This is a genomic window from Thioclava electrotropha (assembly GCF_002085925.2).
GTDB classification, from domain to species: Bacteria; Pseudomonadota; Alphaproteobacteria; order Rhodobacterales; family Rhodobacteraceae; genus Thioclava; species Thioclava electrotropha.
Genome location: NZ_CP053562.1, coordinates 3,701,417 through 3,725,841, shown reverse-complemented (window position 1 = coordinate 3,725,841; position 24,425 = coordinate 3,701,417). Strand labels below are relative to the sequence as shown.

At 59.0% G+C, this 24,425-nt stretch carries 22 protein-coding genes and 1 pseudogene; 19 read left to right on the top strand and 4 right to left on the bottom strand.

Features of this window, described 5'->3' with window-relative positions; translation table 11 throughout:
• Positions 1-21: 21 nt before the first annotated feature.
• Both AKL02_RS17700 and AKL02_RS17695 read right to left on the bottom strand, forming a co-directional pair.
• A pseudogene (locus AKL02_RS17700) lies at positions 22-1,172 on the bottom strand (HPP family protein).
• Positions 1,173-1,225: 53 nt separating this feature from the next.
• The gene (locus AKL02_RS17695) at positions 1,226-1,981 is read right to left on the bottom strand and encodes a sulfite exporter TauE/SafE family protein (protein WP_078523505.1); all 756 of its coding nucleotides are present in this window, start codon (positions 1,979-1,981) and stop codon (positions 1,226-1,228) included.
• A 76-nt stretch (positions 1,982-2,057) separates the two neighbouring features.
• Between AKL02_RS17695 and AKL02_RS17690 the strand changes: the two genes are divergently transcribed.
• The 12 genes from AKL02_RS17690 (at position 2,058) to AKL02_RS17640 (ending at position 12,467) form a co-directional block, all read left to right on the top strand.
• The gene (locus AKL02_RS17690) at positions 2,058-2,753 is read left to right on the top strand and encodes a FadR/GntR family transcriptional regulator (RefSeq protein WP_108722394.1); all 696 of its coding nucleotides are present in this window, start codon (positions 2,058-2,060) and stop codon (positions 2,751-2,753) included.
• A gap of 555 nt (positions 2,754-3,308) precedes the next feature.
• Complete coding sequence (locus tag AKL02_RS17685) at positions 3,309-3,611, top strand: ArsR/SmtB family transcription factor (RefSeq protein WP_232621661.1); 303 nt, start codon at positions 3,309-3,311, stop codon at positions 3,609-3,611.
• On the top strand, positions 3,604-4,122 hold the full coding sequence (locus tag AKL02_RS17680; protein ID WP_078549158.1) for an SRPBCC family protein: 519 nt from the start codon (positions 3,604-3,606) through the stop codon (positions 4,120-4,122). Before AKL02_RS17685 ends, AKL02_RS17680 begins: the two co-directional genes overlap by 8 nt.
• A gap of 34 nt (positions 4,123-4,156) precedes the next feature.
• Positions 4,157-4,549 (top strand): GFA family protein, encoded by a 393-nt coding sequence (locus AKL02_RS17675; RefSeq protein WP_078572431.1) that lies wholly within the window; start codon positions 4,157-4,159, stop codon positions 4,547-4,549.
• Between the two features lie 291 nt (positions 4,550-4,840).
• Complete coding sequence (locus AKL02_RS17670; RefSeq protein WP_083078297.1) at positions 4,841-5,251, top strand: GFA family protein; 411 nt, start codon at positions 4,841-4,843, stop codon at positions 5,249-5,251.
• 290 nt (positions 5,252-5,541) lie between these two features.
• The gene (locus AKL02_RS21155) at positions 5,542-5,946 is read left to right on the top strand and encodes an EamA family transporter (protein WP_232621660.1); all 405 of its coding nucleotides are present in this window, start codon (positions 5,542-5,544) and stop codon (positions 5,944-5,946) included.
• Between the two features lie 206 nt (positions 5,947-6,152).
• Entirely contained in the window at positions 6,153-6,479 is a 327-nt protein-coding gene (locus AKL02_RS21150) for a hypothetical protein (protein ID WP_232621659.1), read from the top strand.
• 614 nt (positions 6,480-7,093) lie between these two features.
• The gene (locus AKL02_RS17660) at positions 7,094-7,606 is read left to right on the top strand and encodes a hypothetical protein (RefSeq protein ID WP_133051968.1); all 513 of its coding nucleotides are present in this window, start codon (positions 7,094-7,096) and stop codon (positions 7,604-7,606) included.
• A 100-nt stretch (positions 7,607-7,706) separates the two neighbouring features.
• On the top strand, positions 7,707-9,458 hold the full coding sequence (locus tag AKL02_RS17655; protein WP_108722387.1) for a site-specific integrase: 1,752 nt from the start codon (positions 7,707-7,709) through the stop codon (positions 9,456-9,458).
• Positions 9,455-10,858 carry a hypothetical protein gene (locus tag AKL02_RS17650; RefSeq protein ID WP_133051969.1) on the top strand — a complete coding sequence of 468 codons (1,404 nt, stop codon included), beginning with the start codon at positions 9,455-9,457 and terminating at the stop codon, positions 10,856-10,858. The genes AKL02_RS17655 and AKL02_RS17650 overlap by 4 nt, the downstream gene beginning before the upstream one ends.
• A 187-nt stretch (positions 10,859-11,045) precedes the next feature.
• Positions 11,046-12,176, top strand: coding sequence for an AAA family ATPase (locus AKL02_RS17645; RefSeq protein ID WP_083078301.1), 1,131 nt, complete (start codon positions 11,046-11,048; stop codon positions 12,174-12,176).
• A 15-nt stretch (positions 12,177-12,191) separates the two neighbouring features.
• Positions 12,192-12,467: a hypothetical protein gene (locus AKL02_RS17640; RefSeq protein ID WP_083078302.1), complete on the top strand. Its 276-nt coding sequence runs from the start codon at positions 12,192-12,194 to the stop codon at positions 12,465-12,467.
• A gap of 182 nt (positions 12,468-12,649) precedes the next feature.
• On the opposite strand, the gene AKL02_RS17635 is transcribed toward AKL02_RS17640, so the two are convergent.
• Together AKL02_RS17635 and AKL02_RS17630 are read right to left on the bottom strand one after the other, a co-directional pair.
• A complete protein-coding gene (locus tag AKL02_RS17635; protein WP_165756990.1) occupies positions 12,650-12,802 on the bottom strand; it encodes a hypothetical protein in 153 nt (50 codons plus the stop codon).
• Between the two features lie 264 nt (positions 12,803-13,066).
• A complete protein-coding gene (locus AKL02_RS17630) occupies positions 13,067-13,777 on the bottom strand; it encodes a cyclic nucleotide-binding domain-containing protein (RefSeq protein ID WP_108722388.1) in 711 nt (236 codons plus the stop codon).
• Positions 13,778-14,017: 240 nt separating this feature from the next.
• On the opposite strand from AKL02_RS17630, the gene AKL02_RS17625 reads away from it, so the two are divergent.
• The 7 genes from AKL02_RS17625 to AKL02_RS17595 all read left to right on the top strand — a co-directional run bounded on the left by AKL02_RS17625 (position 14,018) and on the right by AKL02_RS17595 (position 24,416).
• Positions 14,018-15,340 (top strand): MFS transporter, encoded by a 1,323-nt coding sequence (locus tag AKL02_RS17625; RefSeq protein ID WP_083078304.1) that lies wholly within the window; start codon positions 14,018-14,020, stop codon positions 15,338-15,340.
• Between the two features lie 66 nt (positions 15,341-15,406).
• On the top strand, positions 15,407-16,801 hold the full coding sequence (locus tag AKL02_RS17620; protein WP_083078305.1) for a NarK family nitrate/nitrite MFS transporter: 1,395 nt from the start codon (positions 15,407-15,409) through the stop codon (positions 16,799-16,801).
• Positions 16,802-16,869: 68 nt separating this feature from the next.
• The gene (locus AKL02_RS17615) at positions 16,870-20,598 is read left to right on the top strand and encodes a nitrate reductase subunit alpha (protein ID WP_083078306.1); all 3,729 of its coding nucleotides are present in this window, start codon (positions 16,870-16,872) and stop codon (positions 20,596-20,598) included.
• Positions 20,595-22,118 carry a nitrate reductase subunit beta gene (gene narH / locus AKL02_RS17610; protein WP_078549144.1) on the top strand — a complete coding sequence of 508 codons (1,524 nt, stop codon included), beginning with the start codon at positions 20,595-20,597 and terminating at the stop codon, positions 22,116-22,118. Before AKL02_RS17615 ends, narH begins: the two co-directional genes overlap by 4 nt.
• Positions 22,118-22,837: a nitrate reductase molybdenum cofactor assembly chaperone gene (gene narJ / locus AKL02_RS17605; protein WP_083078307.1), complete on the top strand. Its 720-nt coding sequence runs from the start codon at positions 22,118-22,120 to the stop codon at positions 22,835-22,837. Before narH ends, narJ begins: the two co-directional genes overlap by 1 nt.
• 11 nt (positions 22,838-22,848) lie before the next feature.
• Positions 22,849-23,616, top strand: a complete 768-nt coding sequence (gene narI / locus AKL02_RS17600) for a respiratory nitrate reductase subunit gamma (RefSeq protein WP_083078308.1) — start codon at positions 22,849-22,851, stop codon at positions 23,614-23,616.
• 5 nt (positions 23,617-23,621) lie between these two features.
• Positions 23,622-24,416, top strand: coding sequence for a peptidylprolyl isomerase (locus AKL02_RS17595; RefSeq protein WP_083078309.1), 795 nt, complete (start codon positions 23,622-23,624; stop codon positions 24,414-24,416).
• Positions 24,417-24,425 lie beyond the last annotated feature (9 nt).

Sequence of the window (24,425 nt, the reverse complement as noted above, 5' to 3'; positions counted from 1 at the left end):
TCCAGATCCCAGGCACCCCGGTCAGACGCTCCCGGCGCGCGCCGCGCTCCGGGACAGCGCCGCCACGAGGTCAGTGCGGGTGACTATGCCGACGATCTTGCCGTATTCAAGGACCGGAACGGCATCTGTATCTCCCTCGGCCATCATCGGCAGCAAGGCCCCGATCGGGGTGTCGCCGGTGGCGCGGGGCTGGCGACACTCATGATATCAGCGGCGGTCATCGGTCTTTCCCGGTTCCGATCCAACAACCTGCGGAACGCTGCCCGAAAGCCGCGATCAAGGCGCAGGGCATCGTCGCGGGCTTGGCTGATGAGATGCATCTGGAAGATCACGCCCAGAAAGGTTTGATCCGCGCCAACAACCGGAAGCGATGTGAAGTGATGCTGCCGGAACAGATCCGCGATTTCGCCCAATGGGGCGTTCGACGTGACGGTGACGAGATTGCGCGACATGATGTCCTGCGCAGTTAACGGGCCCGACGAATGCGCCGCCGCCTGCAGTTCGGCGGCCCCGATCAGTCGGGCCAGGTCTTCGACGCCGAGGTTGAACGACTGACGATAGCGTTCGAGAATCCCCGTCAGCTCCTCTTCCGAAAGCCCAAGTCGCTCGATCGGATTGCGATCTGCGGTTCCATGAATATTGGGATCTTCGAATTGCCGGAACGGATAGTGGCGTCCCGTCAGCCGCGCATAGAGGGTTGCCAGCAGAACCAGTGCGATGGTTCCCAACGCAATTGGCGTCAGGGCGAACCAAAACCCCAGATGCGCGATGGCGTCCGGGGACATGGCCGCGGTCATGGCGACGGCACCAGCGGGCGGATGGACTGCGCGGCACAGGATGGTTGCGGTGATGGCAAGCCCGACGGCGAGCGCGATGCGCAAGGCGGGGTCCGTCACAAAAAGGCAAACCGCAACGCCGACAAAGGCCGCGACGGTATTGCCCACGATCGCCGACCAGGGCTGCGCCAAGGGGCTGTTCGGAACGGCGAAGAGCAGAACCGAGGACGCCCCAAAGGGCGCGACGAGATAAAGACCGAGGTCCAGATCGACGGTCGGCGACAACAGGAACAATCCGGTTAGCGCCAATCCGATCAGCGCGCCAAGCCCCGCGCGCAGCGCCTCCTTGGTTGGAACGCGGGCCACAGCCGGGCCAAGTGATTTCAAAATGTGCAACGCGACGCCTCAACATCAGCTATCGCCGAAAGTTTCACCGGTTTGACGAAAGATCAACCTGCGGGGCGCATGAAGAAGGCAACGGTCATGATCAAGCCGATTGCGATAATGAACAGACGCAGCACGGCCGTGTTCCGAACCCGCCGCGCCAGAACCGCGCCGATGTATCCGCCCATGGCGCAGGACAGGCCGACGATCAGCAAGTTGCCCCAGTCGATCAGGCCCGCAATGGCATATGTCGCGACCGAGACCACCGATAGGATCACGGACATCAAGTTCTTCAACCCATTCATCCGGTGCAGGTCGGTCATGCCGATGACGCCGAAAGCCGCGAGCAGCATGATGCCGAGGCCACCGTTGAAATAGCCGCCATAGACCGAGACCACGAACACAAGAGCAAGTGCGGTGGGGCTGGGCGTCTCGCGCCCGGACTTCGCGAGATACCGAACGAAGGACGGTCCGGTGGCAAAGGCCAAGGTCGCCATCAACAAGAGCCAGGGCACCACGCCCGAGAACAGCTCTTCCGGCGTGACCAGCAGCAGACTAGCGCCAGCGAGCCCCCCGACGATCGCCGTGCCGAAAAGATGGGCGAGAGGAGGCTTCCCGCCGCGCTCGATATCCGTGCGATAGGCCCAGGCGCTGCCCACATAGCCCGGAAGGGCTGCAAAGGTCGCGGTCGCATTCGCCATGATGGGCGGAACACCGGCCCAGACGAGTGCCGGAAACGTCAGAAAGGTGCCACCACCCGCGATTGCATTGAGCGCACCGGCGCCCAAGCCGGCCAGCACGAGTATTATACCTGTCAGCATGTTCGTTCTCCTTCAAACCGCGCCGCTGTTGCATGATGCCGGATTGGTCTGCAAATTGGTCTGTATGGGGGTGCGAATGACCACGAAGCGAACTCGAAAGGTTGTGGAAGCGCTGCGCGACTATTGCGCGGCGGCCGCCATCGCGCCGGGCGGACAGCTGCCGCCGGAGCGGGATCTGGCGCGTCGGTTGGGGTGCAGCCGTGAGACGCTGCGCAATGCCTTGGCCGAGCTGGAGCTCGCTGGCGATCTCTGGCGGCATGTCGGACAAGGCACGTTCCTTGGCCCCCGCCCGCGGGGCCACCCTGTGCGCGAGACCATTCTAGTGCAAGGCGCTTCACCGCTTCAGCTGATGCAGGCGCGCCTGACCCTCGAGCCCTCCGTCGCCGCCGAGGCCGCTGCGCTCGCGACCCCTGCCGAGATCACCTATCTTTCCGATCTGGTCAACCGGGGCCGCCGTGCCGCAACCCGGGCCGACTGCGAACGGCTCGATGCCGCCTTTCACCGTGGTATCGCAGAGGTAACAGGCAATCCCATCCTGCTTGGCCTTCTCGACTATCTCGCGGGCGCGCGCCGCCATGCGGCCTGGCAGCGCGAATGGGAAGTCACTTACCGAAAACTCGGTGTCGCCGAATTCACCGAACGTCACAGCCTACAGCATGAAGAGTTGGTCGCGTGCATTCAACGGGGCGCGGCCGGCGCCGCCGCGGATGCCATGCGCGCGCACCTGCAGACGATCTTCGCGGCCATGTGCGGGTCCGGTCTGCCGCCCTGACAGCGGTGCCGCTCCGCCTGAGCCCTGCGCCTTCAGAACACTGCCACCAACAAATCTCGAAACACCCACAGGCGGGAGAGAGCTGCCGGTTGCCAGGATAAAGGACGGAGACCGGCGAGAGTGACGGCGGAAAGTCGGTCAGAACCTCGACGAACTCGCGGGCGGTCAGAGCCGCCTCGGCATGGTAACGCGGCATCTGGACAAGACCAAAGCCAAGACGCGGCGGCTTTGTCCGCAATGTGGACCTCTGCCGGAACCGGTTTGCTGCGCAAGGGACGGAGGACCGGTTCGGTGACGCTGCGCCGCAGCGGTGCGCCTTGGGATCAAGGGCCGCAATGGGCCGAAGGCCAACGTTTTCTTCCCTGCCTGAACTTCTGATCTCTGTGGACCCGCAAAGCCGCACTGAGCTGAGCATTCCCGTTGCTGTGCGTCGCACCGAAATCGGCTATGCCCCTGCAGGCTTCTCAAGGTTAGGTATTGACCTAACCTTATTGCAGCCACATGCTTAGGCGCATGCCTAACTCAGAACGCCCCATAGAACGGGTCTTCATCGCATTGTCCGATCCGACGCGGCGGGCAGTAGTTCAGAAACTTAGCGAAAGGTCGGCCACCGTCTCACAATTGGCCCAGCCATTCGACATGGCGCTGCCGTCCTTCACACAGCATCTCGGTGTTCTGGAAGACGCTGGCCTTATCGTGTCGCAACGACAGGGGCGAAGCCGTGTCTGCACGTTGAACCCGATGGCTTTGAAAGCTGCGGAAGATTGGATGGCCTCCCACCGCAAGCAGTGGGAGAGCCGCCTGGATCGCTTTGAGAGTCACCTCGAGAAAATGAAGGAGGAGAAATCCGATGACTGATGGAGCCGCCGATATCGTCTCTGCATGGGCTGAGTGGCCTTTGGAAAAAGAAATTGTCATCTCGCGTGTCGTCGACGCTGACCGAGAAACCGCCTTCGCAGCATGGACCGATCCAGCGCAAATCGTGCAATGGTTTGGGCCTGACGGCTTCCAGATCGAGTCGCATGAAGCCGACATCCGGGCAGGCGGTGTATGGCGGTTCGACATGATTGCCCCGGACGGCACGCCGTTCTCGAACCGTATGGATTTTCTGCGGGTCGAGGCACCAAGCCTGATCGAGGCCGATCACGGTCGCGATGTCGATGATGATCCTGACCGGTTCCGGCTTCTGGTCACTTTCGACAAGCAGGATAATGGAAAGACGGTTGTCACCCTGCGCCAGATGCATCCGACGCCAGCACGCCGCGCAGTGGTTATCGGCTTTGGGGCTGTCGAATTTGGCGCTCAAACGCTTGGCAAACTGGCCGTTCATGTTGCGGGCAAGACCGGCGATGCCGCAGCGCGCGGCTGAATTTTCACAGGTTTGATCGAGGGGAAACACGATCATGAAGCGTTTCACGGGCGGTTGCATGTGCGGCGATGTTCGAATTGTGGCTTCGGGTCGCCCCTATCGGGTCGGCATATGTCACTGCCTCGACTGTCGCAAACATCATGGCGCCCTATTCTACGCGGCCGCCGTTTTCCCTGAAGACGCGGTGAAGATCGACGGCGACACGCGTGACTATGCCGGGAGGAATTTTTGTCCACGCTGCGGATCGTCCGTTTTCGCGCGAAGTGGCGATGAGGTCGAACTGCATCTCGGTTGCCTCGATGCGCCCGACCAATTGAAACCAACCTATGAGAATTGGGTCGTTCGTCGCGAAGCCTGGCTGCCGGAATTTCCGGACATGAAAAGATATGAACGTGATCGCGACGAGACCAACCACCGCAACGATTAAAGTGAGCACCATCTCTTGGCGAAGCATCATTCGTCTACAAGCCGTGAGCGACGGCTGCACGATGCGAAAATGGCGGGTTCGATCAAGCAGCATTTGCGCAGACCCGCCAACTTCAATGTCCAACTCAGGGCCGAGAGCGACGATCTTTGCTCACTGAGAGCGCCCAGCCGTGCCGCGACGCCGCAAGCCCGCTTCGAGCCCCTTTTGACCGTGATCCAACACGCGGATACAAGGAGGAAATGAAAATGCATTCGACTGGCGGCAGGGGCTTGTCTCTCGAGAGGAGTGTGAATGGACGACAATCCGGCCATAGGACAATGCCTGTGCGGCGCTGTGAAATTCCGCATATCGGGAGAGTTCGAGAGCTTTTTCCTGTGCCACTGCGCCCGCTGCCGCAAGGACAGCGGTTCGGCCCATTCGGCAAACCTGTTTTCGTCCACGGCCAAAATTAAATGGATGTCAGGTGAGGAAAACATCAAGACGTTCCGGCTCGCCGGTTCACGCCATGTTAAGGGCTTTTGCTCCGACTGCGGGGCCGCGCTGCCTGTTTCCCAACCGGAGATTGGTTTGCTTGTCGTGCCAGCAGGGTCGCTGGACAGCCGGATCGATATACGACCCAACGCGCATATCTGCTGTTCCAGTCGCGCGACCTGGGACAACGACCTGATCGCCATCGAAAGGATCGACGGGCTTCCCGGCTGAACGGTCGCGCCGATAATGCATCTCGGGCAACAACCAGACGAAGAGGGCGCGACCGTCGGCTTCGTCCGCACAGCAGACCGTCATCCTCCAAAAATGCTGAGCGATGAACCAATGGCCGCTCTCGAGACGCTGCACCGCAGCGCTCGGACGCGAAGCGGACGGCAGGTAAGGGTCGGAAGCGACGAGATGCTGCTCTGTTCCTTTTGAGACCTAACGATGCTTCGACAAAGCTTGGAATGCTACCAGTGGACCGGTAAGGCTTGGGTGCCTCCTCGCTTCAGGAATGGAAAATGGCAAGCAACCCCAGGTTCGGTGTCTTCCTCGCCCTCTTTGGGGCGCTGGTGATCTCACCTGACACTCTGCTCATGCGGTGGTCGGAGATGAGCGGCAGCCAGATGATGGCTTGGCGCGGGTTCCTGATGGGCTCTGCGATGTTGCTGGCTTGGCTGATTTTCCGGCGACGGCAACTTCGCAATGATTTGCGTGTCACTATCTGCTGGGCCGGTGTGCTCGTCCTGCTTTGTCAATCTTGCAACGCTTCGCTTTTCGCATTTGGCATCGCGGTTGCGCCGGTCTCGGATTTTTTATTCAGCGTTGCAACCGTGCCGATCTTTGCTGCGCTGTTGTCCTGGATGTTTCTGGGCGAACGGGCACATTGGATGACCTGGGTCACGACCGCAGTCGTGCTGTCCTGAATTGGCATTGCAGTTTTCGGGACGGATCCCGGGCAGACCACCGGTAGTCCACTGCTTGGTGCAGCAATAGGTCTGGGGGTCGCGATGTGTTTGGCGATCAGTTTCCTCACCATCCGAGCCAATGCGCAATTGCCGATCCTTCTCCTGGTAGGTGGTGGGGCCACACTGGCGGGGCTTGCAGGTCTTGCATTGACGGGACCGGGCGCATGACTGAGGGGCACGTTTGGGCAACTGCCCTCGCAGGCGGGCTGGTGCTCCCCGTGTCGTTCTTCTCGCTCTCGCTTTCATCTCGCTACACGCACCCATCGAACGTGAGCCTGCTGATGCTTCTCGAAACCGTTCTCGGCCCAATCTGGATCTGGGCCGGAACCGGCATTCAGCCAACGCCGTCCAGGCTGGTCGGCGGCGTGATCGTCATTGTCAGTCTCGCCCTTTATCTCGGGCATACTGGACGTCGTCAGGTCCTGGCGCGCCAAGCAGATCTGGTGAAGCTGCATGGTCGCATCGACTCTATCGATGGACTTTCCGCTTAGGCTCAGGATCCAATATCCGGAATATTGCTGTCGCGGCGAGAGCAACGATGGAGGGGAAGACTTTCGCGGCAACCCTACGACTGTCCCGGATGCAGCCGGGAACGGTCGAAATCGAACGCGAGCCCCGAGAACTGGTAGGGGGCTGCCGGGAGGTCGCGCGTATGCTCGTCTCGGGCGCGGAGGATGACCGCACGCCCATCTTGCGCACCGCACGGCCACTGGCTTTGATCCTATTGGCTTGAGGAGCACGACGGTCTCCACGCCGACCAGCGCTGCAGTCAAATACAGCGATGAGTCAGTTACATCCGATCGCCAGGTTGAGAATCCGTTCCAAGGTAATTGCTTTTTCCTGCCTACTCGCCGGTTTCTTTCGTCTAAAAATCGAAAAAGAAATCGTATCCGTAATAACAATTTCCTGTGCGAAAAAATATATGCTTTTGCACAATAGAAAGGTCGATATCGGCTAAAATTACGCAATTTCCTCCTGATTCGCTTTGAGCCTTCTTGTTCGAGTTCGGAGAATGCCTCGTAATCCACAAGTCTTTTGCTGTTTCGTGGCTTTTGGCCGTCTTTGGGCGTTCCCGTTTGGGGGTGTGACGTGAAAAAATGATGGCATGAGAAAAACTGCTATCACATATGCGAGCTATCACCCTATGACGATATCAGGGATCGCCGAGCACCTGAGCGTTACACGCAAGACCGCCACGAAAGTAGTGGGAGAGATCTCTTGCGAGATGATGCCAGGCGGGCGTGTGAATTTCGTCGACCTGCTCCGCCGTGTATGGCGACTCCATCAGATCCCATCTGCAGAACTTCCACAGCTCCAGCGGCCACTTCTTTCGGTGAAGCAGCTAGCGGAGATGGCGGGCGTCGAGGAACACACGATCCGCCGGGCTGGCAACGAAAGAGACCCGAAGTGGAGGTTGCCGCATCACGCGGATCTTGGCCCGCGAATTCGTCGCTACCTGCCCGCGCACGTCGATGCGTGGCGATTGAGCGAGCCATTCGAATGGTGGCTCGAGCCACGATTTGGGAAGGCTGTGCGTCTGGTTGACACCACGGGGGGCGACACGGCGAAGGCGAGCACGATGCTCTACCTGCGTAATAAGGAACAGAGTGGGTATTAGTGAATAAATAACCGAACACTCTCTCTTTTTCGGCGTCTCAAAGAAATGGAGTGTTCGGTTCTCCAGTCGGTTATATCGAAGAAAAGTGGAATTAGCGAACATGTCCGGAAAGAAAGAAGATGGCGCAGTTGGCACAATGGTAGATGTGCTTCGGTGGATTGAATGCGAGGCGGGATATACGGATGGAACGAAAAAGATCTACCGAGATGCGATCCGCCGTTGCTTGAAAGTTTATCAAGTCAACAGTCTCGCTAGTATCCCTGCGGATGTGGTGGCGTTTGAGGGGCGTTTCCATCGCAAAAACTATGATCCCGATCTTTTCAAAACATTCAAATCCTACAAAGGTTGGCGCCAGAGGGTCGTTTCCATACTGAAAAAGAGCAGCGGAGCCACGACAGCGACCACCGTCGTCCCCAATGATCTCTGGAGCAAATTACTTTTCGAATGCGAAAGGCTAGTCGATGGAACCTTTGGCCGCAGGCGCCAGGAACTTATACCGATCGTGCAGCTTGCAAAAGAAGCTAGACGTTCTGGACGCCAGCCTCATGAACTTGACGGCGCATGGCTCTCTACCCTCTCTGATGCACTCGATGCAAGACGTCGTCGAACCATTTCTCAGGCGGTGCGCAGGCTGAATGAGTATCGACACCTTTCATCCGAAATCGCGGGGAATCTGCCAACATGCGACCTGGAAGTTCCGGATAGGGTGCGGAGGTCGGCGCCCGATCACATTCCCTTTCATCTGCAACAGCAAGCCCATCAGTTGATCGAAAGCGCCTCGTCCGGCGAGATGGATGAAATTAGTGGGGAAGCGGTCTTTGGGCTTTCCAAAGCTGCGCAAAATGTGCGCCAGGCGGCTCTCAATAAGTATCTTCGGACCGGATTAATGATCGGTGTCATCAGACATGAGATCCTCGCGTTTGAGAAGATTTTCGATCGCCCTGTATTTCTCGAAATTGTTCGGGCTTGGATCCAAGACCAAGATGGAAACATCCGCATTTCGGAGCGCACGATGCGTTCCTATATAACTAACATCGCCATCCTCGCAGAGTGGTTGCACCTTGATACGAGCTTTATGAGAGCATCGCTCAAGATAAACCCTACCTTAAAAAAGGGGCAACGCGACGCGCAAGAGATGTCTGAACCGGCAAAAGCGTTTTGCCAGCATCTTCTTCGAAATCGTCGTGCCGAACTTACTTTTCAAAGTTTGCATCTGGCATTCATGAGGGACGCTCAGTCATTACGAGCGGAAGTCTTTAATTCTCCTTACAAGGAGCGAAGAATTATTCAGCTGGGAGTTCTTGCATGCTTTTCCGCGATCGCGTTATGGGGGGTGCCGCTGCGAGTGTCGAATATGCTTCAACTTCGACATAGGGGAGAGGATGCAAATCTCATCCTTCCCGTTGGGGCGCGGAGGCAAGCATACGTATTACTACCAGCGCATTCCGTGAAAAATAAGCGTGATATCAAGGCATCGCTCGTGGACGGTCCAACGCGAGCGCTGGAGGTATTGATCTGGTATCTTGATGAAATTCGGCCAGAGATTCATGGATCGGAAGAGTCGGATTTTCTCTTTCCTGGCTATGGGGGTCCCCAACTTTCTTCAACCGTTTTGCGGGGCTGGCTGCATCGCCACGCACGCAATCATCACCTTCAAATGTTCCCGCATAATTTTCGGCATGGGCTCGCTTCTCTTTACTTACGAGCTCAGCCTGGAGACTACGCTGGCGCCGCGCGGCTTTTGTGTAATACCCCGAACGTAGTTCGTAAATATTATGCTTGGATTGATGAAGAGCGAGAGCTTCTCGAAGTTCAGGATAAGATTATTAAGATGGCGGGGTTCTCCAAATGAAGAATGGAAACGCACCGACGTATCGCGTGAAAAGGGCAAGAGAAATTATCGAGCGCGGGCGATTAACACAAATGCTGGATATTGACCAAACTCTGACTCAGATCGTTAGGCGTGAAATTTCGGTTGCACAGATTTCGATTGTAGACGAGTTTTTTTCTGCATTGAAACTGGATGCTGAGGCACACATTGATGCGGGCCTTATATCGAAAGCTACCGAATATTGGACGTGGGGTAAACTGACCTCGCTGCGAGCGGCGCTCAGGAAAATCTTTGAGCGCTCTCCTTTTGAACGTGAATTGGACATCGCCATTGCGCGATGGCACGGCCCCCCAGAAGACAGGCATAGATCTCACAAGCCGCGCGAGAAAAGGTTCTCCCTGGATATTAGTGATCTTCCGCACAGCTGGTTGGAGGCCCTTGCAGCGATGGAAGATGGCTTGCCGGGCGTTGCGGCCAATCCCCCTGCGCCTTCCATGATTGCAACGACGAAAGTGAAGTTGCGGGAGTTTGCCAAAGTCGCACGTGATCGCGGTCTGGCGATGGACCTGACATTGGAGGCAACCCGGGAGTATGAGAAGTCCCTGTTCAACCGAGAGCGCCCACTCTCACCGGTCACTATTCATTCTGCGATGCGGCAAGTGCGCGACTTCGCACGATACATCGGCGCCAAGGAGGAAGTTCTCGATTATCTTCTTGAGCGTGTTCGTTTCCACGAGCGTCGTTCCGCCAAGATTCAGCCAAAGAAGGAGGCAAAGGTCCTCTCATTGCCGACATATTCGGAGATGTTTGCGATAGCTTTCGAGATGCTTGGAGAAGCCGACCGGCTGCCAAATCCACGACATGCTCAGTATCGACGGAATGCCGCGCTTGCGATCACTCTGTTTGCAGCACTACCGTTGCGCGTCGCGGATACACGCATCTCGTTCGGCAAGGAACTTGCCTGGGACGAAGCTGGCTACAAATTCGATTTGAAGGTATCGAAGACTGGTCGTCGGTTTCAGTCCCGCATCCATCCAGTCTTCGCCTTCTTCATTGATCAAGTCGTGCTGCAAGGGTGTGCGCCGATCTACTTGTCGGAAATGCGAGAATCTTGTTTCCAGAAACGACGATTGTTGTTTGTGAACTATGACGACACAGCACCTCACAAGAATTACGTGAGCTTCCTCTGGAGCCAAGTTCTGGGGACAGGATCGCACGCGGCGCGAACGAAGCTCCATGATGAATTCGCCCGTTTCGGTTCCCGCGGCGTCGAGTTAGCCATGAAGGCCTGTGGTCACCGAAGCGAAAGAACCGCTGAGGCATATCGCACAGCTGCGTTTGAACGTCTGGCCTTGGAAAAGGTTCACGACGATCTTTCCTGCAATTTCTCCGACGATGAGTGGCGGGAGTTTTTTCAATGACGACGCTCAAAAGCGCTCCTGACAAGAGAACCGCATGTATTGACCCCGTTCGTGGAATGTCGCCGGAATGCAGGCCCCATGAGTTCTCTCGGAGGACGGCTCGCCGCTTGTGCGAACCACGGGTGAGGTTTTCTATCGTGCATAGCCGTGAACCCTTGATTTTCTGTCGAACTGCAGGGTCGTTGGAATGACGAGACGTTCCGTCCCCACCAGGAGCGGCCCGCGTCGCTCGGTTCACTTTCGGATTGCCGATATTCGGTTCTTCCCGTCGGACACAGCAAATGACATTGAGACCCGGCTCTCTAAGACACTCTCGGAACTGCGCCGCAAGAATCTAGGGATCGATGAAGACTGGTTTTCGAACCTCGATCGAGGCGAGGAATGGTCTGATGTGACGGATCAGATCTCCCCAAGCCGCAAAGACAGGGACAAGATCCGCCGCCGCGCTCAAATGCTCGTAGAGCTTCGACAGCAGGCCTCCAGAATGAGCCATCTCAGCTATGACGAACGGAAGAAGCTCTCGGCACTCCAAAACGGCGTCCAGCTTATTCAGCTTGAGAGCGAGCATAGGGCGGACGAAATTGCCGCGGCGCTACACGAGGAGATGCCTTGGATGTCCAGTGCGACAGAAATCGCGTGGTATGCGATGCGTGAAAGCATGCGCAAAGGTGCTCCCGCCCTCCGTCTGCCTCCGCTCTTGCTTGATGGGCCTCCTGGCATCGGAAAGAGCCACTGGGCGCGTCGATTGGCGGAATTGATCGGCACGCCGACAGAACTGATCGACGCATCGAATGAACCGGCGGGCTTCGCGGTAGCCGGAAGCCAACGAGGCTGGTCGACGGCCCATCCGGGCCGGCCTGTGGAGCTCATCCTGCATCAGCGCGTGGGTAACCCGGTCATCGTGATCGACGAGGTGGATAAGTGCGGCGATGTGCGTTCAAGTCGAGGCTTTAGCTTTGCGCTGAGCAATGCGCTATTGCCGCTGCTGGACCCCCTCAGTGCGCGGACCTGGAGCTGCCCATTTTTCCGCGTGCGGTTCGACATGCGCTGGATCAGCTGGATCCTGACCTCGAACGACCGTCTTGCCGTTCCAGCGCCGCTGCAAAGCCGCTGTCGCGTGGTTTATATCCCGCCGCTCGCCGGCGCACATCTGGCGTATTTCGCACGGCGCGAAGGGGCGGCACGAGGCCTGCCAGCGGATACGGTCGATGCGCTAACGGACATGCTGCGAGGAGCCGAGCGCGGGTGGGATCTGCGCGCGGTGATCAAACTGATCGACGCCCTAGTCGCGCACGAAAACCGTCCTCCGTTGCAGTGAAACAGGGAGATTGAAATGGCGGATTGTGTGAACCCGAATTTGGATCTGGCGATCGTGGTGGCCGCAGTGTTTGGCGTCTTGGTGATCATCGCTCTATGGGCGACCATTTGGTTTGAGCGGCGCTCGTGGAAGCGATCCCATGCGCCGCTGACCGAGGAGGAGGCCCGTTGGTTCAATGCGCAGGTGGAGCAGCTCGAAGTGGGACACGATCTTGAAATGAGGGCTCGTGAAGCTTGGGAGGAGCTAAATGACGACGGCCACAAGCAAGAGGAGGAAAAAAGTAAGAGCTGATGTCGCATTAGTTTTGGCTTCGTGCGGCTCAGCGAAATCGACTCGAGCGCAAACTGCCGGTGAAACGCTGCGAGATCGATTGTCCGACAGCCTCGCCTTTTTTCGGAGTCGCGTTAAGGCAGCGGATAGCGGACCTCTCGGACGACTACTTTGGAGATCAACTCCGTAGCGCTTGTCAATTGTCAAGGATACGAGTGTCCGACGTCGGTCATGTTGTGACTGTGACAGCCCGAGACCGCGCTTTCGGTGGATCGCGACACATCGAGCAGGATCGAGACCGCGAGATCGCGCTTCAGGGGCCGGGACTGGCGCCAGAGACGCACAAGCGATTTCACGCGGTCCTCGGCCAGCCCGCTTTTCCGGCCTTCTTCATTGCATCCTAGCGAATTCGCGGCCGAGGACGGAGCCCCGAGAAAGGCAACCGTCCGACCTCGCTGCATAGGGGTCCAAAGCTCACTAACGGAAACGGCAATGATTGCTAACTTTCCATCTTGGCGCGTAGCGCCAAGATAGGCCCCCTAAGCGCGAAACGACGGACGCGTGAGCGGGTTCGGATGCAACGCTTACTGATCGACGAGGCCGACGGAAGGCGCTGACCTTCAGGAACAGGGATCGTCGATCAGGTCAGAAGGTTTGGCAAAAGCACGAAGATCTTTTGCATCGGTGATCGTAACGCAGCTTCCATCGATTTGCACGCCGTAGGGTTCCAACTGACGGATCGCTCGACTCAGGTTTTCTGGCGTCATGCCCAAGTAAGAAGCCAGACGCCGTTTTTCGATCCCAAGATCAAAGACATCTGCCTTATCCTCGCATGTGTGGCGATGAACAAGGTAGTTGGCCAGGCGCTCAAGGGAAGTTCGGAGCTTGAGGTTCTTTGTGTTCCGCACAACCCCACGATATCCCTGAGCGAGCTCTGTTACGACGTTGCGTGCGAATGTCTGGTCGGCATCGAAGATTGCACGAACATCCTCTGATGGCACCAAGATGATGCGCGACTTCTCAAGCGTGCGCGCAGACATCAGGTAGGGCGCTGCTTTGACGGTAGCCGCCACGATGAAGGTTGAGACGGGCTGCAGCGTCTCCATCGTCGTTTCGCGCCCATTCCATGTTGCGAACAATTCCACCGACCCACTGATGACGACGTGAAGGAAATCACTAGTCTCGCCCTCAGTGAACAACTCGATTTGCGGCGGAAAGTTTTGGACATAGGCACCTCGGATCAACGCAGAAAAATTCTCGTCGTCGATCCCGGAAAACAGTCGTAGCGCGCGAATCTCGGAAGATTCATCGTCGCGCAAGCGGATGGCCATGCTTCACCTCTAATCGTGCCTGACGGTGATGCTTGATAAATATCAAGCGGTCAATTGTCGCCGATTGGCGAGCGGGTTGATAGGTGTTTTCTGTCGGCGTGATCCTTGCCGAGCGGCGACTTGTTTCGATCCTACCAGCTAATCGGTTTGATTTCGATCAACCTCTTCCAGTCTCTCTGCCTGTTGATCTGTCCGCAACCAGACCGGCGGTTCACGTCCGCCCAACTGCGGAGAGAGAACATGCATACACTCGATGGAGTCACTCGTTCGGACCAATACCGGGCATTGGGGCTCAGCACTTTCGCCTTCACCGTCTGCTTCGCGGTCTGGACGATTTTTTCGATCATTGGCGTCCGGATCAAGCAGGAGCTTGGCTTGTCCGATACGCAGTTCGGACTGTTGGTTGCCACCCCGGTTCTGACGGGTTCGATCAGCCGTATCTTCCTTGGCGTCTGGACCGAGCAGTTCGGTGGCCGGATCATGTTTCCGCTGCAGATGCTCATTACGGCAGTTGCTGTCTGGCTGCTGGCAACGGTTCACACCTACGAGGTCTTCCTGATCGCAGCACTTGGCCTTGGCCTGGCGGGGGGATCCTTCATTGTCGGCGTCGCATACACGTCACGCTGGTTCGAGAAAGAGCGTCAGGGCACCGCCTTGGGTATCTTCGGCGCGGGCAACGTCGGCGCTGCGGTGACGAACTTCGCTGCTCCCTTCCTTGTCGTCGCGCTTGGCTGGGAAGGCACTGCGAAGGTCTATGCCGTCGTTCTCGCTGCAACGGCAGTGTTCTTCTACCTGACTGCGAAGACCGATCCGGTGCAAAAGGAACGCAAGAAGACTGGCGCCAAACCGGTATCTGCAGGGGACCAACTCGCACCGCTCAAGAATATCCAGGTTTGGCGTTTCGCTACCTATTACTTCTTCGTCTTCGGCGGTTTTGTTGCGCTCGCCTCGTTCTTGCCGCGCTACTATGTCGGGGCTTACGGGTTGCCGCTCACGACGGCCGGAGTCTTTGCTGGCTTCTACTCCCTGCCTGGTTCCGTTTTCCGCGCTCTTGGTGGGTGGATGTCCGACAAGTGGGGCGCGCGTTTCGTCATGTATTTGACCTTCATTGTCTCGCTCGTGCTCCTGTTCGTCATGAGCTACCCCGAGACCAGCTACACGGTTGAAGGCATCCACGGTCCGATCTCGTTCACCTTCGGCCTCAACGCGACGATGTTTATGGTGATGACCGTGATCTTGGGCTTCGTGATGAGCCTCGGAAAGGCTGCCGTCTACAAGCATATCCCGGTTTATTACCCGCATCACGTCGGGGCCGTTGGCGGACTCGTCGGCATGATCGGGGGACTGGGTGGTTTCTTCCTGCCCATCAGCTTCGGCTTCTTGCTCGACCAAAGTGGTGTCTGGACCGCTCCCTTCATGTTGCTCTTCGTGCTGGTCCTCGTCTCGACGGTCTGGATGCACATCGCCATCCGCCGCATGGAACATGCACGGCATCCTGGTCTCAAAGGAGAGAAGTATCTTTCCGATGTGCCCAATGAGCCGCTCGCGAAGTCCATGCCCTGATGAAAACCCAACGGGCTTCCCGCTGGGTGGCCTGCCCCCTCGCACATTTCTGAAGGAGCCACTCCAATGGCCACCACAACAGCAACCTCCGGTCAAAGCGGCCACGTGCTGACCGACTGGCGCCCCGAGGATCCGGAGTTCTGGAAAACCCGCGGGCATGCGATCGCCACCCGCAACCTCTGGATCTCGATCCCCGCGCTTCTCCTCGCCTTCTCGGTCTGGATGGTGTGGTCCGTCGTGGTCGCCAAGCTTCCCGCAATCGGCTTCGACTACTCGACCGGACAACTGTTCTGGCTGGCGGCACTGCCGGGCCTGTCGGGCGCGACACTGCGCATCTTCTACAGTTTCATGATCCCGATCTTCGGCGGACGCAAATGGACGGCCTTCTCGACCGCCACGCTGCTTTTGCCCGCGCTCGGTATCGGCTTTGCGGTGCAGAACCCCGAGACCCCCTACGCCATCTTCCTGCTGCTCGCGCTGCTCTGCGGCTTCGGTGGTGGAAACTTCGCCTCCTCGATGGCCAACATCGCTTATTTTTACCCCAAGAAGACCAAGGGGAACGCGCTGGCTCTCAATGCAGGCCTCGGCAACGCGGGCGTCTCGGTGATGCAGTTCGTCGTGCCGATCGTGATCACCACGGGCGTCTTCGGCTCCCTCGGCGGCGCGCCGCAGCAATTGTCGGCAGGGGGTGAGCTTTTCCTGCAGAACGCCGGCTTCGTCTGGGTGCCCTTCATCGTGCTTTCGGCGATCGCCGCATGGTTCGGAATGAATGACATCGCATCGGCCAGCGCTTCGTTCAAACAGCAATCGGTGATTTTCTCGCGCTTCCACAACTGGGTGATGTGCGTCCTCTACACCGGCACGTTCGGAAGTTTCATCGGCTATTCCGCGGGCTTCCCGCTGCTCATGAAGACGCAGTTTCCTGAGGTGGACGTGCTGCAATTCGCTTTCCTCGGGCCGCTGGTGGGCGCGCTGAGCCGGGCTGGCACAGGTTGGATTTCCGACAAGTTCGGTGGCGGTCGCGTGACCTTCTGGACCTTCGTCGGCATGATCGTCGCCGTCTGGGGGGTGCTGCAGTTTCTGCCCTCGGCCGGTGACGCCGGCAGCTTCTGGGGCTTCTTCGCCTGCTTCATGGCGCTGTTCTTCCTGACCGGCGTGGGTAATGCCTCGACCTTCCAGATGATCCCCTCGATCATGCGTCAGGAAGTGCCGCGTCTGAGCCCGCATCTCGACGCGGCCGCCACGCTCAAGCAATCGGAGCTGGAGAGCTCGGCGATCATCGCCTTCACCTCGGCGATCGCGGCCTATGGAGCCTTCTTCATCCCGAAATTCTACGGCACGTCGATCAGCCTGACCGGCGCTCCCAACGCAGCTCTGTGGGGCTTCATGATCTTCTACGCGCTCTGCGTGGTGGTGACGTGGTTCTTCTACAGCCGCAAGGGCGCCTCCGTTCCCTGCTGACGCGACCGGCGCGCGCTGTGGCGTCCCGCGGCGCGCGCTTCCAATCCATTACCGCAAGGAGACGCGACATGAGCCACTTGCTCGACAGACTCAATTTCCTGCAATCCAAGGAGTTGGAGCAGTTCTCCGACGGCCACGGGCAGGTGACCCGCGAGGACCGTAAATGGGAAGAGACCTATCGGTCCCGCTGGCGTCACGACAAGATCGTCCGCTCGACCCATGGTGTGAACTGCACCGGGTCTTGCAGCTGGAAGATTTACGTGAAGTCGGGGATCGTGACATGGGAGACCCAGCAAACCGATTACCCGCGCACGCGTCCCGGATTGCCCAACCACGAGCCGCGCGGCTGTGCCCGCGGCGCCTCCTATAGCTGGTATCTCTATTCCGCAGCGCGGATGAAGCATCCGATGGTGCGTGGCAAGCTGCTGAAAATGTGGCGCGAGATGCGCAAGACCAAGTCGCCAATCGAAGCATGGACTGCCATCCAGAGCGATCCTCTGCTGCGCGCCGAATACACCAAGGCCCGCGGGAAGGGCGGTTTTGTGCGCGCGAGCTGGGACGAAGCTACCGAGATCGCTGCGACCGCCAATGCCTATACTGCAAAGACCTACGGGCCCGATCGCGTCTTCGGCTTCTCGCCGATCCCGGCCATGTCGATGGTCAGCTACGCTGCAGGTGCGCGTTACCTGTCTCTGCTGGGCGGCACCTGTCTGTCCTTCTATGACTGGTATTGCGATCTTCCGCCTGCCTCGCCGCAGACCTGGGGCGAGCAGACCGACGTCCCGGAATCTGCCGATTGGTATAATGCGGGCTATCTGCTGATTTGGGGCTCGAACGTGCCGCAAACCCGCACGCCGGACGCGCATTTCTATACCGAGGCCCGCTACCGCGGCACCAAATCTGCCGTGATTTGCCCCGATTACTCGGAAGCCTCGAAATTCGGTGACATCTGGCTCAATCCCAAGCAGGGCACCGACTCGGCGCTGGCGATGGCGATGGGGCATGTGGTCCTGCGCGAATATCATCTCGATCGTCAGGCCGAGTATTTCGAGGATTATGCGCGTCGCTATTCGGACATGCCGATGCTCGTGCTGCTCGATGAGGAGGATGGCCGCCACATCCCCGGCAAGATGCTTCGGGCTTCGGACCTCGCAGACGGGTTGGGTGAGAGCAACAACCCCGAATGGAAGACCGTTGCCTATGATGAAGCCTCCGGGGCGATGGTCGTGCCGAACGGGTCCATCGGTTTCCGTTGGGGGGAAGAGGGCAAGTGGAACCTCGAGGACCGCGCCGGCACGGGAGAGGCGAAGCTTCGGCTCAGCCAGGTTTTGGAAGAGTGCCATGACGATGTCGTCGGTGTCGATTTCCCCTATTTCGGCGGCGCCGCTACGGAGAATTTCGTCAAGTGCCAACACCCCGACGTCCTGACCCGAAACGTGCCGGTTAGAAAGGTCACGCTCGCTGATGGCCGCGAGGCCATGGTAGCGACCGTGTTTGACCTCCTTTGTGCGAATTACGGTCTCGATCGTGGTCTGGGGGGCGACTGGGTCAGCCATGACTTCAATGAGGACCTGCCCTACACGCCGAAATGGGCCGAGAAGATCACCGGCGTCTCCGCCGACAAGATCATCGCGGTCGCACGCGAGTTCGCCAGCAATGCCGAAAAGACTCACGGCAAATCCATGGTGATCCTGGGGGCGGGTCTGAACCACTGGTATCATATGGACATGAACTACCGTGGCATCATCAACCTGCTGGTGATGTGCGGTTGTGTCGGTCAGGAAGGTGGTGGCTGGAGCCACTATGTCGGTCAGGAGAAACTGCGCCCGCAAACGGGTTGGCTTCCGCTCGCCTTCGCTCTGGATTGGGGGCGCCCGCCGCGTCAGATGAACGGCACCTCGGCCTTCTATGCCCATTCCGACCAATGGCGTTACGAAACGCTCGGGGTGGACGAGATCCTGTCTCCGACCGCGCCGAAGGGTGACTGGGACATCTCGCTGGTCGACTACAACATTCGCGCCGAGCGTATGGGGTGGTTGCCTTCGGCGCCGCAACTCAAGACGAACCCGCTCGAGGTCACCAAGGCTGCCAAGGCAGCGGGCATGGATCCCAAAGACTACGTGGCCGAAAAGCTGAAGTCCGGTGAGCTGCAGATGTCCTGCGAGGACCCTGACGCTCCGGAAAACTGGATGCGCAATCTCTATGTGTGGCGCTCGAACCTCTTGGGTTCGTCGGGCAAGGGGCACGAATATTTCATTCGTCACCTACTCGGCACCGACAGCGGGATTCTCGGAAAGGATCTCGGCGAGGAAGGTCGGGCGAAGCCGAAGGAGGCCGTTTGGCATGACGAGGCGCCGGAAGGCAAACTCGACCTGCTCGTTTGCATCGACTTCCGTATGTCGACGACCGCAGTCTATTCCGACGTCGTTCTGCCGACCGCTTCGTGGTATGAGAAGAACGACCTCAACACCTCCGATATGCACCCGTTCATTCACCCGCTTCAAGCGGCTGTAGACCCTGCTTACGAGTCGAAGTCCGACTGGGAGATCTTCAAGGCGATCGCCAAGAAATTCCAAGAGGTTTCGCCGGAGGTTCTTGGTCAGGAAACCGACATTGTCCAGGCGCCGATCCTGCACGACACGGCAGGCGAATTGGCTCAGCCCGAGGTGCGCGATTGGAAGAAGGGTGAATGCGACCTGATCCCGGGTAAAACCGCGCCTAACTACGTCACTGTCGAGCGCGACTACGGTGCAATCTACGATCGGTATGTGGCGCTCGGTCCGCTGATGGACAAGCTGGGCAATGGCGGCAAGGGCATTGGCTGGGATACCAAGCACGAGGTCGAAGCGCTTCGCAAACTCAATGGCGAATGGGAGGATGGTCCCACCAAAGGTTGTCCGAAAATCGATACCGACATCGACGCAACCGAGGTGATCCTAATGCTCGCGCCCGAAACCAACGGCGAGGTTGCGGTCAAGGCTTGGGGGGCGCTCGAGAAGCCCACCGGCCGCGGGCATAAGCACCTTGCCGAAGGGCAGGAGCACACGAAGATCCGCTTCCGTGATATCGCTGCGCAACCGCGCAAGATCATCTCGTCCCCGACCTGGTCGGGTATCGAGAGCGAGGAAGTCTGCTACAACGCCGGCTACACCAACGTGCATGAGCTGATCCCATGGCGCACCCTTTCAGGTCGTCAGCAGCTCTATCAGGACCACCTCTGGATGCGCGCTTTCGGCGAGGGCTTTGTGTCCTATCGTCCGCCGGTCGACCTGAAGACCGTGACGCAAGATGTGCTCGCCGGCGACGACAAGCATGTTGTGCTGAACTTCATCACTCCGCACCAGAAGTGGGGCATCCACTCCACCTATACCGACAACCTGCTGATGCTCACGCTGAACCGGGGCGGGCCGGTGGTCTGGATTTCGGAGACCGACGCGAAGAAAGCGGGAATCGAAGATAACGACTGGGTTGAAGCCTACAACGTTAACGGCGCGCTGACCGCGCGGGCGGTCGTCTCGCAGCGGATGAAGGAAGGCACGATCTTCATGTATCACGCCCAGGAGAAGATCGTGAACACGCCCGGCTCTCAGAAGACCGGCCTGCGCGGAGGTATCCACAATTCGGTGACCCGCGCGACGCTCAAGCCCACGCATATGATCGGTGGCTACGCCCAGCTTTCCTACGGGTTCAACTACTACGGCACCGTGGGTGCGAACCGCGACGAATTCGTCGTGGTCCGCAAGATGAAGAAGATCGACTGGCTCGATGAGCCCGCTACCCAGGAGGCAGCAGAATGAGAGTCCGCGCACAAATCGGCATGGTGCTGAACCTCGACAAATGTATCGGGTGTCACACCTGCTCCGTGACTTGCAAGAACGTCTGGACCAGCCGCGACGGTGTCGAATACGCTTGGTTCAACAACGTCGAGACTAAGCCCGGCACCGGCTACCCGACCGACTGGGAAAATCAGAAACGCTGGAACGGTGGCTGGAAACGCACCCGTTCCGGTAAGCTGATCCCGCGGCAGGGTTCGAAATGGCGGATCGTGGCGAATATCTTCGCCAACCCCGACCTGCCTGCGATCGACGACTATTACGAGCCGTTCGATTTCGACTACGAGCATCTCGCCAACGCGCCCGAGATGAAAGCTTTTCCGACCGCCCGCCCGCGCTCCAAGATCACTGGCGAACGGATCGAGAAAATCGAAAAGGGGCCGAACTGGGAAGAAATCCTTGGCGGCGAATTCTCGAAACGCTCGAAGGACTACAACTTCGAGGGGGTGCAGAAGGAGATCTACGGGGAATACGAGAACACCTTCATGATGTATCTGCCGCGACTGTGCGAGCATTGCCTTAATCCGGCCTGTGCAGCGTCGTGTCCTTCGGGTGCGATCTACAAACGTGAGGAAGACGGCATCGTCCTGATCGACCAGGAAAAATGCCGCGGCTGGCGGATGTGCGTCTCGGGCTGCCCCTACAAGAAGGTCTATTACAACTGGTCGACCGGAAAATCCGAGAAATGCACCCTGTGCTACCCGCGGATCGAGAGCGGCAACCCAACCGTTTGTTCGGAAACCTGCGTGGGCCGGATTCGGTATCTCGGCGTCATGCTCTATGATGCCGACAAGATCGAGCAAGCGGCGAATGCGCCCTCCGAGCAGCAGCTCTATGACGCGCAGCTCGACGTGTTCCTCGATCCCAACGATCCGGTCGTAATCGAGGCCGCACGAGCCGATGGCGTTCCGGAGGAATGGATCAAGTCGGCGCAGCAAAGCCCGATCTGGAAGATGGCGATGGAGTGGAAGGTCGCCTTCCCGCTGCATCCCGAATACCGGACGCTGCCGATGGTCTGGTATATTCCGCCGCTCTCACCGATCCAGAACGCCGCCGAGGCGGGCGCGATCGGCATGGATGGCGCGATGCCGGACGTGAAGAGCCTGCGTATTCCGCTGCGCTACCTCGCCAACATGCTGACAGCCGGTGACGAGGCGCCGATCGCTACCGCGCTTGAGCGGATGCTTGCGATGCGTTCCTACATGCGGGCCAAGACCGTCGACGGGGTTCGCGACGAAGGGATCGCCGCACGTGTCGGTCTCTCGGGTCGTGTGATCGAGGATATGTATAAGATCATGGCGCTCGCCGATTACGAGGACCGCTTCGTGATCCCGACGACCCATCGTGAACAGGTCGAGGATGCCTATGACCTGCGCGCGGGCACCGGGTTCACCGATTGCAACGGCTGCTCGACCGGGATCTCGAAGGGCTCGCTCTTCGGGGGCTCCAAAAGACCGCTCAAGATGCCGCAGGAGGTGCAGTGATGGACCATCAACTCAACGATCGCACGCTCAAGGCCTTCTCGGTCCTGCTGAGCTATCCGACGCAGGAACTGCAACAAGCGATGCCGGAGATCGGGGGCGTTCTCGCCTCCGAGACGCGGCTCACGGCGGCGGCACGGCGGGACTTGCGCCCGCTGATCGAAGAACTCGGTGCCCGTGACATCTACGCGCTCGAAGAGGACTATGTGATGCTCTTCGACCGCTCGCGCAGCCTGTCGCTCAACCTCTTCGAACATGTCCATGGAGAAAGCCGTGATCGTGGCGGTGCCATGGTCGACCTGCTCGAGACCTATCGTGCGGCAGGTTTTGAGCCAGCAACGACCGAACTGCCCGACCATCTTCCCGTGCTGCTCGAGTTCCTTGCGGCTCGTCCGCCCGAGGAAGCGCGCGATATGCTGGCGGATGCAGCCCATATCCTCGCTGCGGTCGGGGAACGGTTGGGCAAGCGCGAGAGCGCCTATGCGGCGATCTTCACGGCGCTCGTGCAAATGTCGGGTGAGATGGCTGACGAGGAGGCTGTGGCCGAGATTCTCGCGCGACCTGATCCGTCCCCCGACGATCTCGAGGAGATCGACAAGATCTGGGAAGAAACCGAGGTTACCTTCGGTCCCGACCCGAATACAGGCTGTCCGCAGGTGCGCGACATGCTCGCGCAGATGGATCCGCCCAAACTGCGCCACGCGAAAACCGCGGCGGAATGACGGAGGCTCAGATGAATACGTTTCTCTTTGGCATCTACCCCTACATCGCACTTTCCGTGCTCTTCCTGGGATCGATCGCGCGTTACGATCGTGATCCCTTCACTTGGAAAACCTCGTCGAGCCAGTTGCTGCGACAGCGTCATTTCGCGATCGCATCGATCCTGTTCCATGTCGGGGTTCTTGTGATCTTCGTGGGCCATGTCGTCGGCCTTCTGACGCCGATCTGGGTATTCGACATGCTCCATGTCAGCCACGGCGCCAAACAAATCCTCGCAATCGTGGCAGGCGGGATCGCGGGCGTGATGGCGACGATCGGCGGCGGGATGCTGCTCTATCGCCGCTGGACCGACCAACGTATCCGGTTGACGTCGAGCTTTGCCGATATCGCGATCCTCGTGCTCCTGCTGGCTCAGCTTCTGCTCGGTCTCGGGACGGTTCCGGTGAGCTGGCAACACTCCGACGGTCACGAGATGGTCAAGTTCATGACATGGGCGCAGATGATCTGGACGTTCCAGCCGGGTGCTGCGGACTATGTCGCGGGCGCGGCGCTTGTGTTCAAGCTGCACATCCTGCTCGGACTGACCATTTTCCTGTTGGTCCCCTTCACCCGCCTCGTTCACATAGCTTCGGGGATCTTCGCGCCGCTACGTTATTTGCTGCTGCGCCCCGGTTATCAGATCGTGCGGTCTCGCCGGAGCTCCAAGTTGCCTGAGCGCAGTGCTGCCGACATCAATAAGGGGCGTATCGCTGCGGCGAAGCGACCTTCGGCTGCGGAGTGAGAGCAATGACCAGACCGCTCTTTCCCGATGTCGTCGTGAATGGCCAGACTATCCCTTCCGCGGCGATTGCTGCGGAAGCCCAGCATCATAACGGCCCGAGTGACAAACCCGGCATTGCCTGGCGCAAGGCGGCCAATGCGCTCGCGGTTCGCGCGCTTCTTCTGCAAGAAGCGGAGCACCGTGCGATTGACGCCGACCCTCAGGATGTCGCTCCGGGACAGATCGAGACCGAGGACGAGGCTCTGATCCGTGCGCTTCTCGAGGATGCCGTCGAGGTGACGCCTCCCTCCGAGGAGGATATCCAAGTCGAATGGAGCCGTGATCCCACGCGGTTCCGCGCCCCGCCGCTTTGGGAAGCCGCGCATATACTGATCGCCTGCGATCCGCGCAACGAGGCGCAACGCGAGACAGCTGAGGCCCGCGCGCGCGCCTTGGCGACAGAGGCGATCGAAAAACCCAAAAGCTTTGCGCGTCTAGCCAAGGAGAATAGCGACTGCTCGTCGCGCGGCGAGGGTGGCTTCCTCGGCCAACTCGGCCCGGGCGACACCGTTCCTGAGTTCGAGAAAGCCCTGCGTGCGCTTGGCCAAGGAGAGCTCACCGCGGAGCCCGTGCTCAGTCGTTTCGGCTGGCATGTGATCCGGCTCGATGCGGTCGCCGAAGGCGCTCCACTGCCATACGAGACCGTGCGTCCGCGTATTGCCGAAGCGATGGAGAAGGCAGCCTGGATACGCGCAGTGCGCGCCTTCGTGGCGGAGCTCGCCGCACGAGCAGATATCTCTGGGGTCGATCTGACGGCATAGGGACAAAAG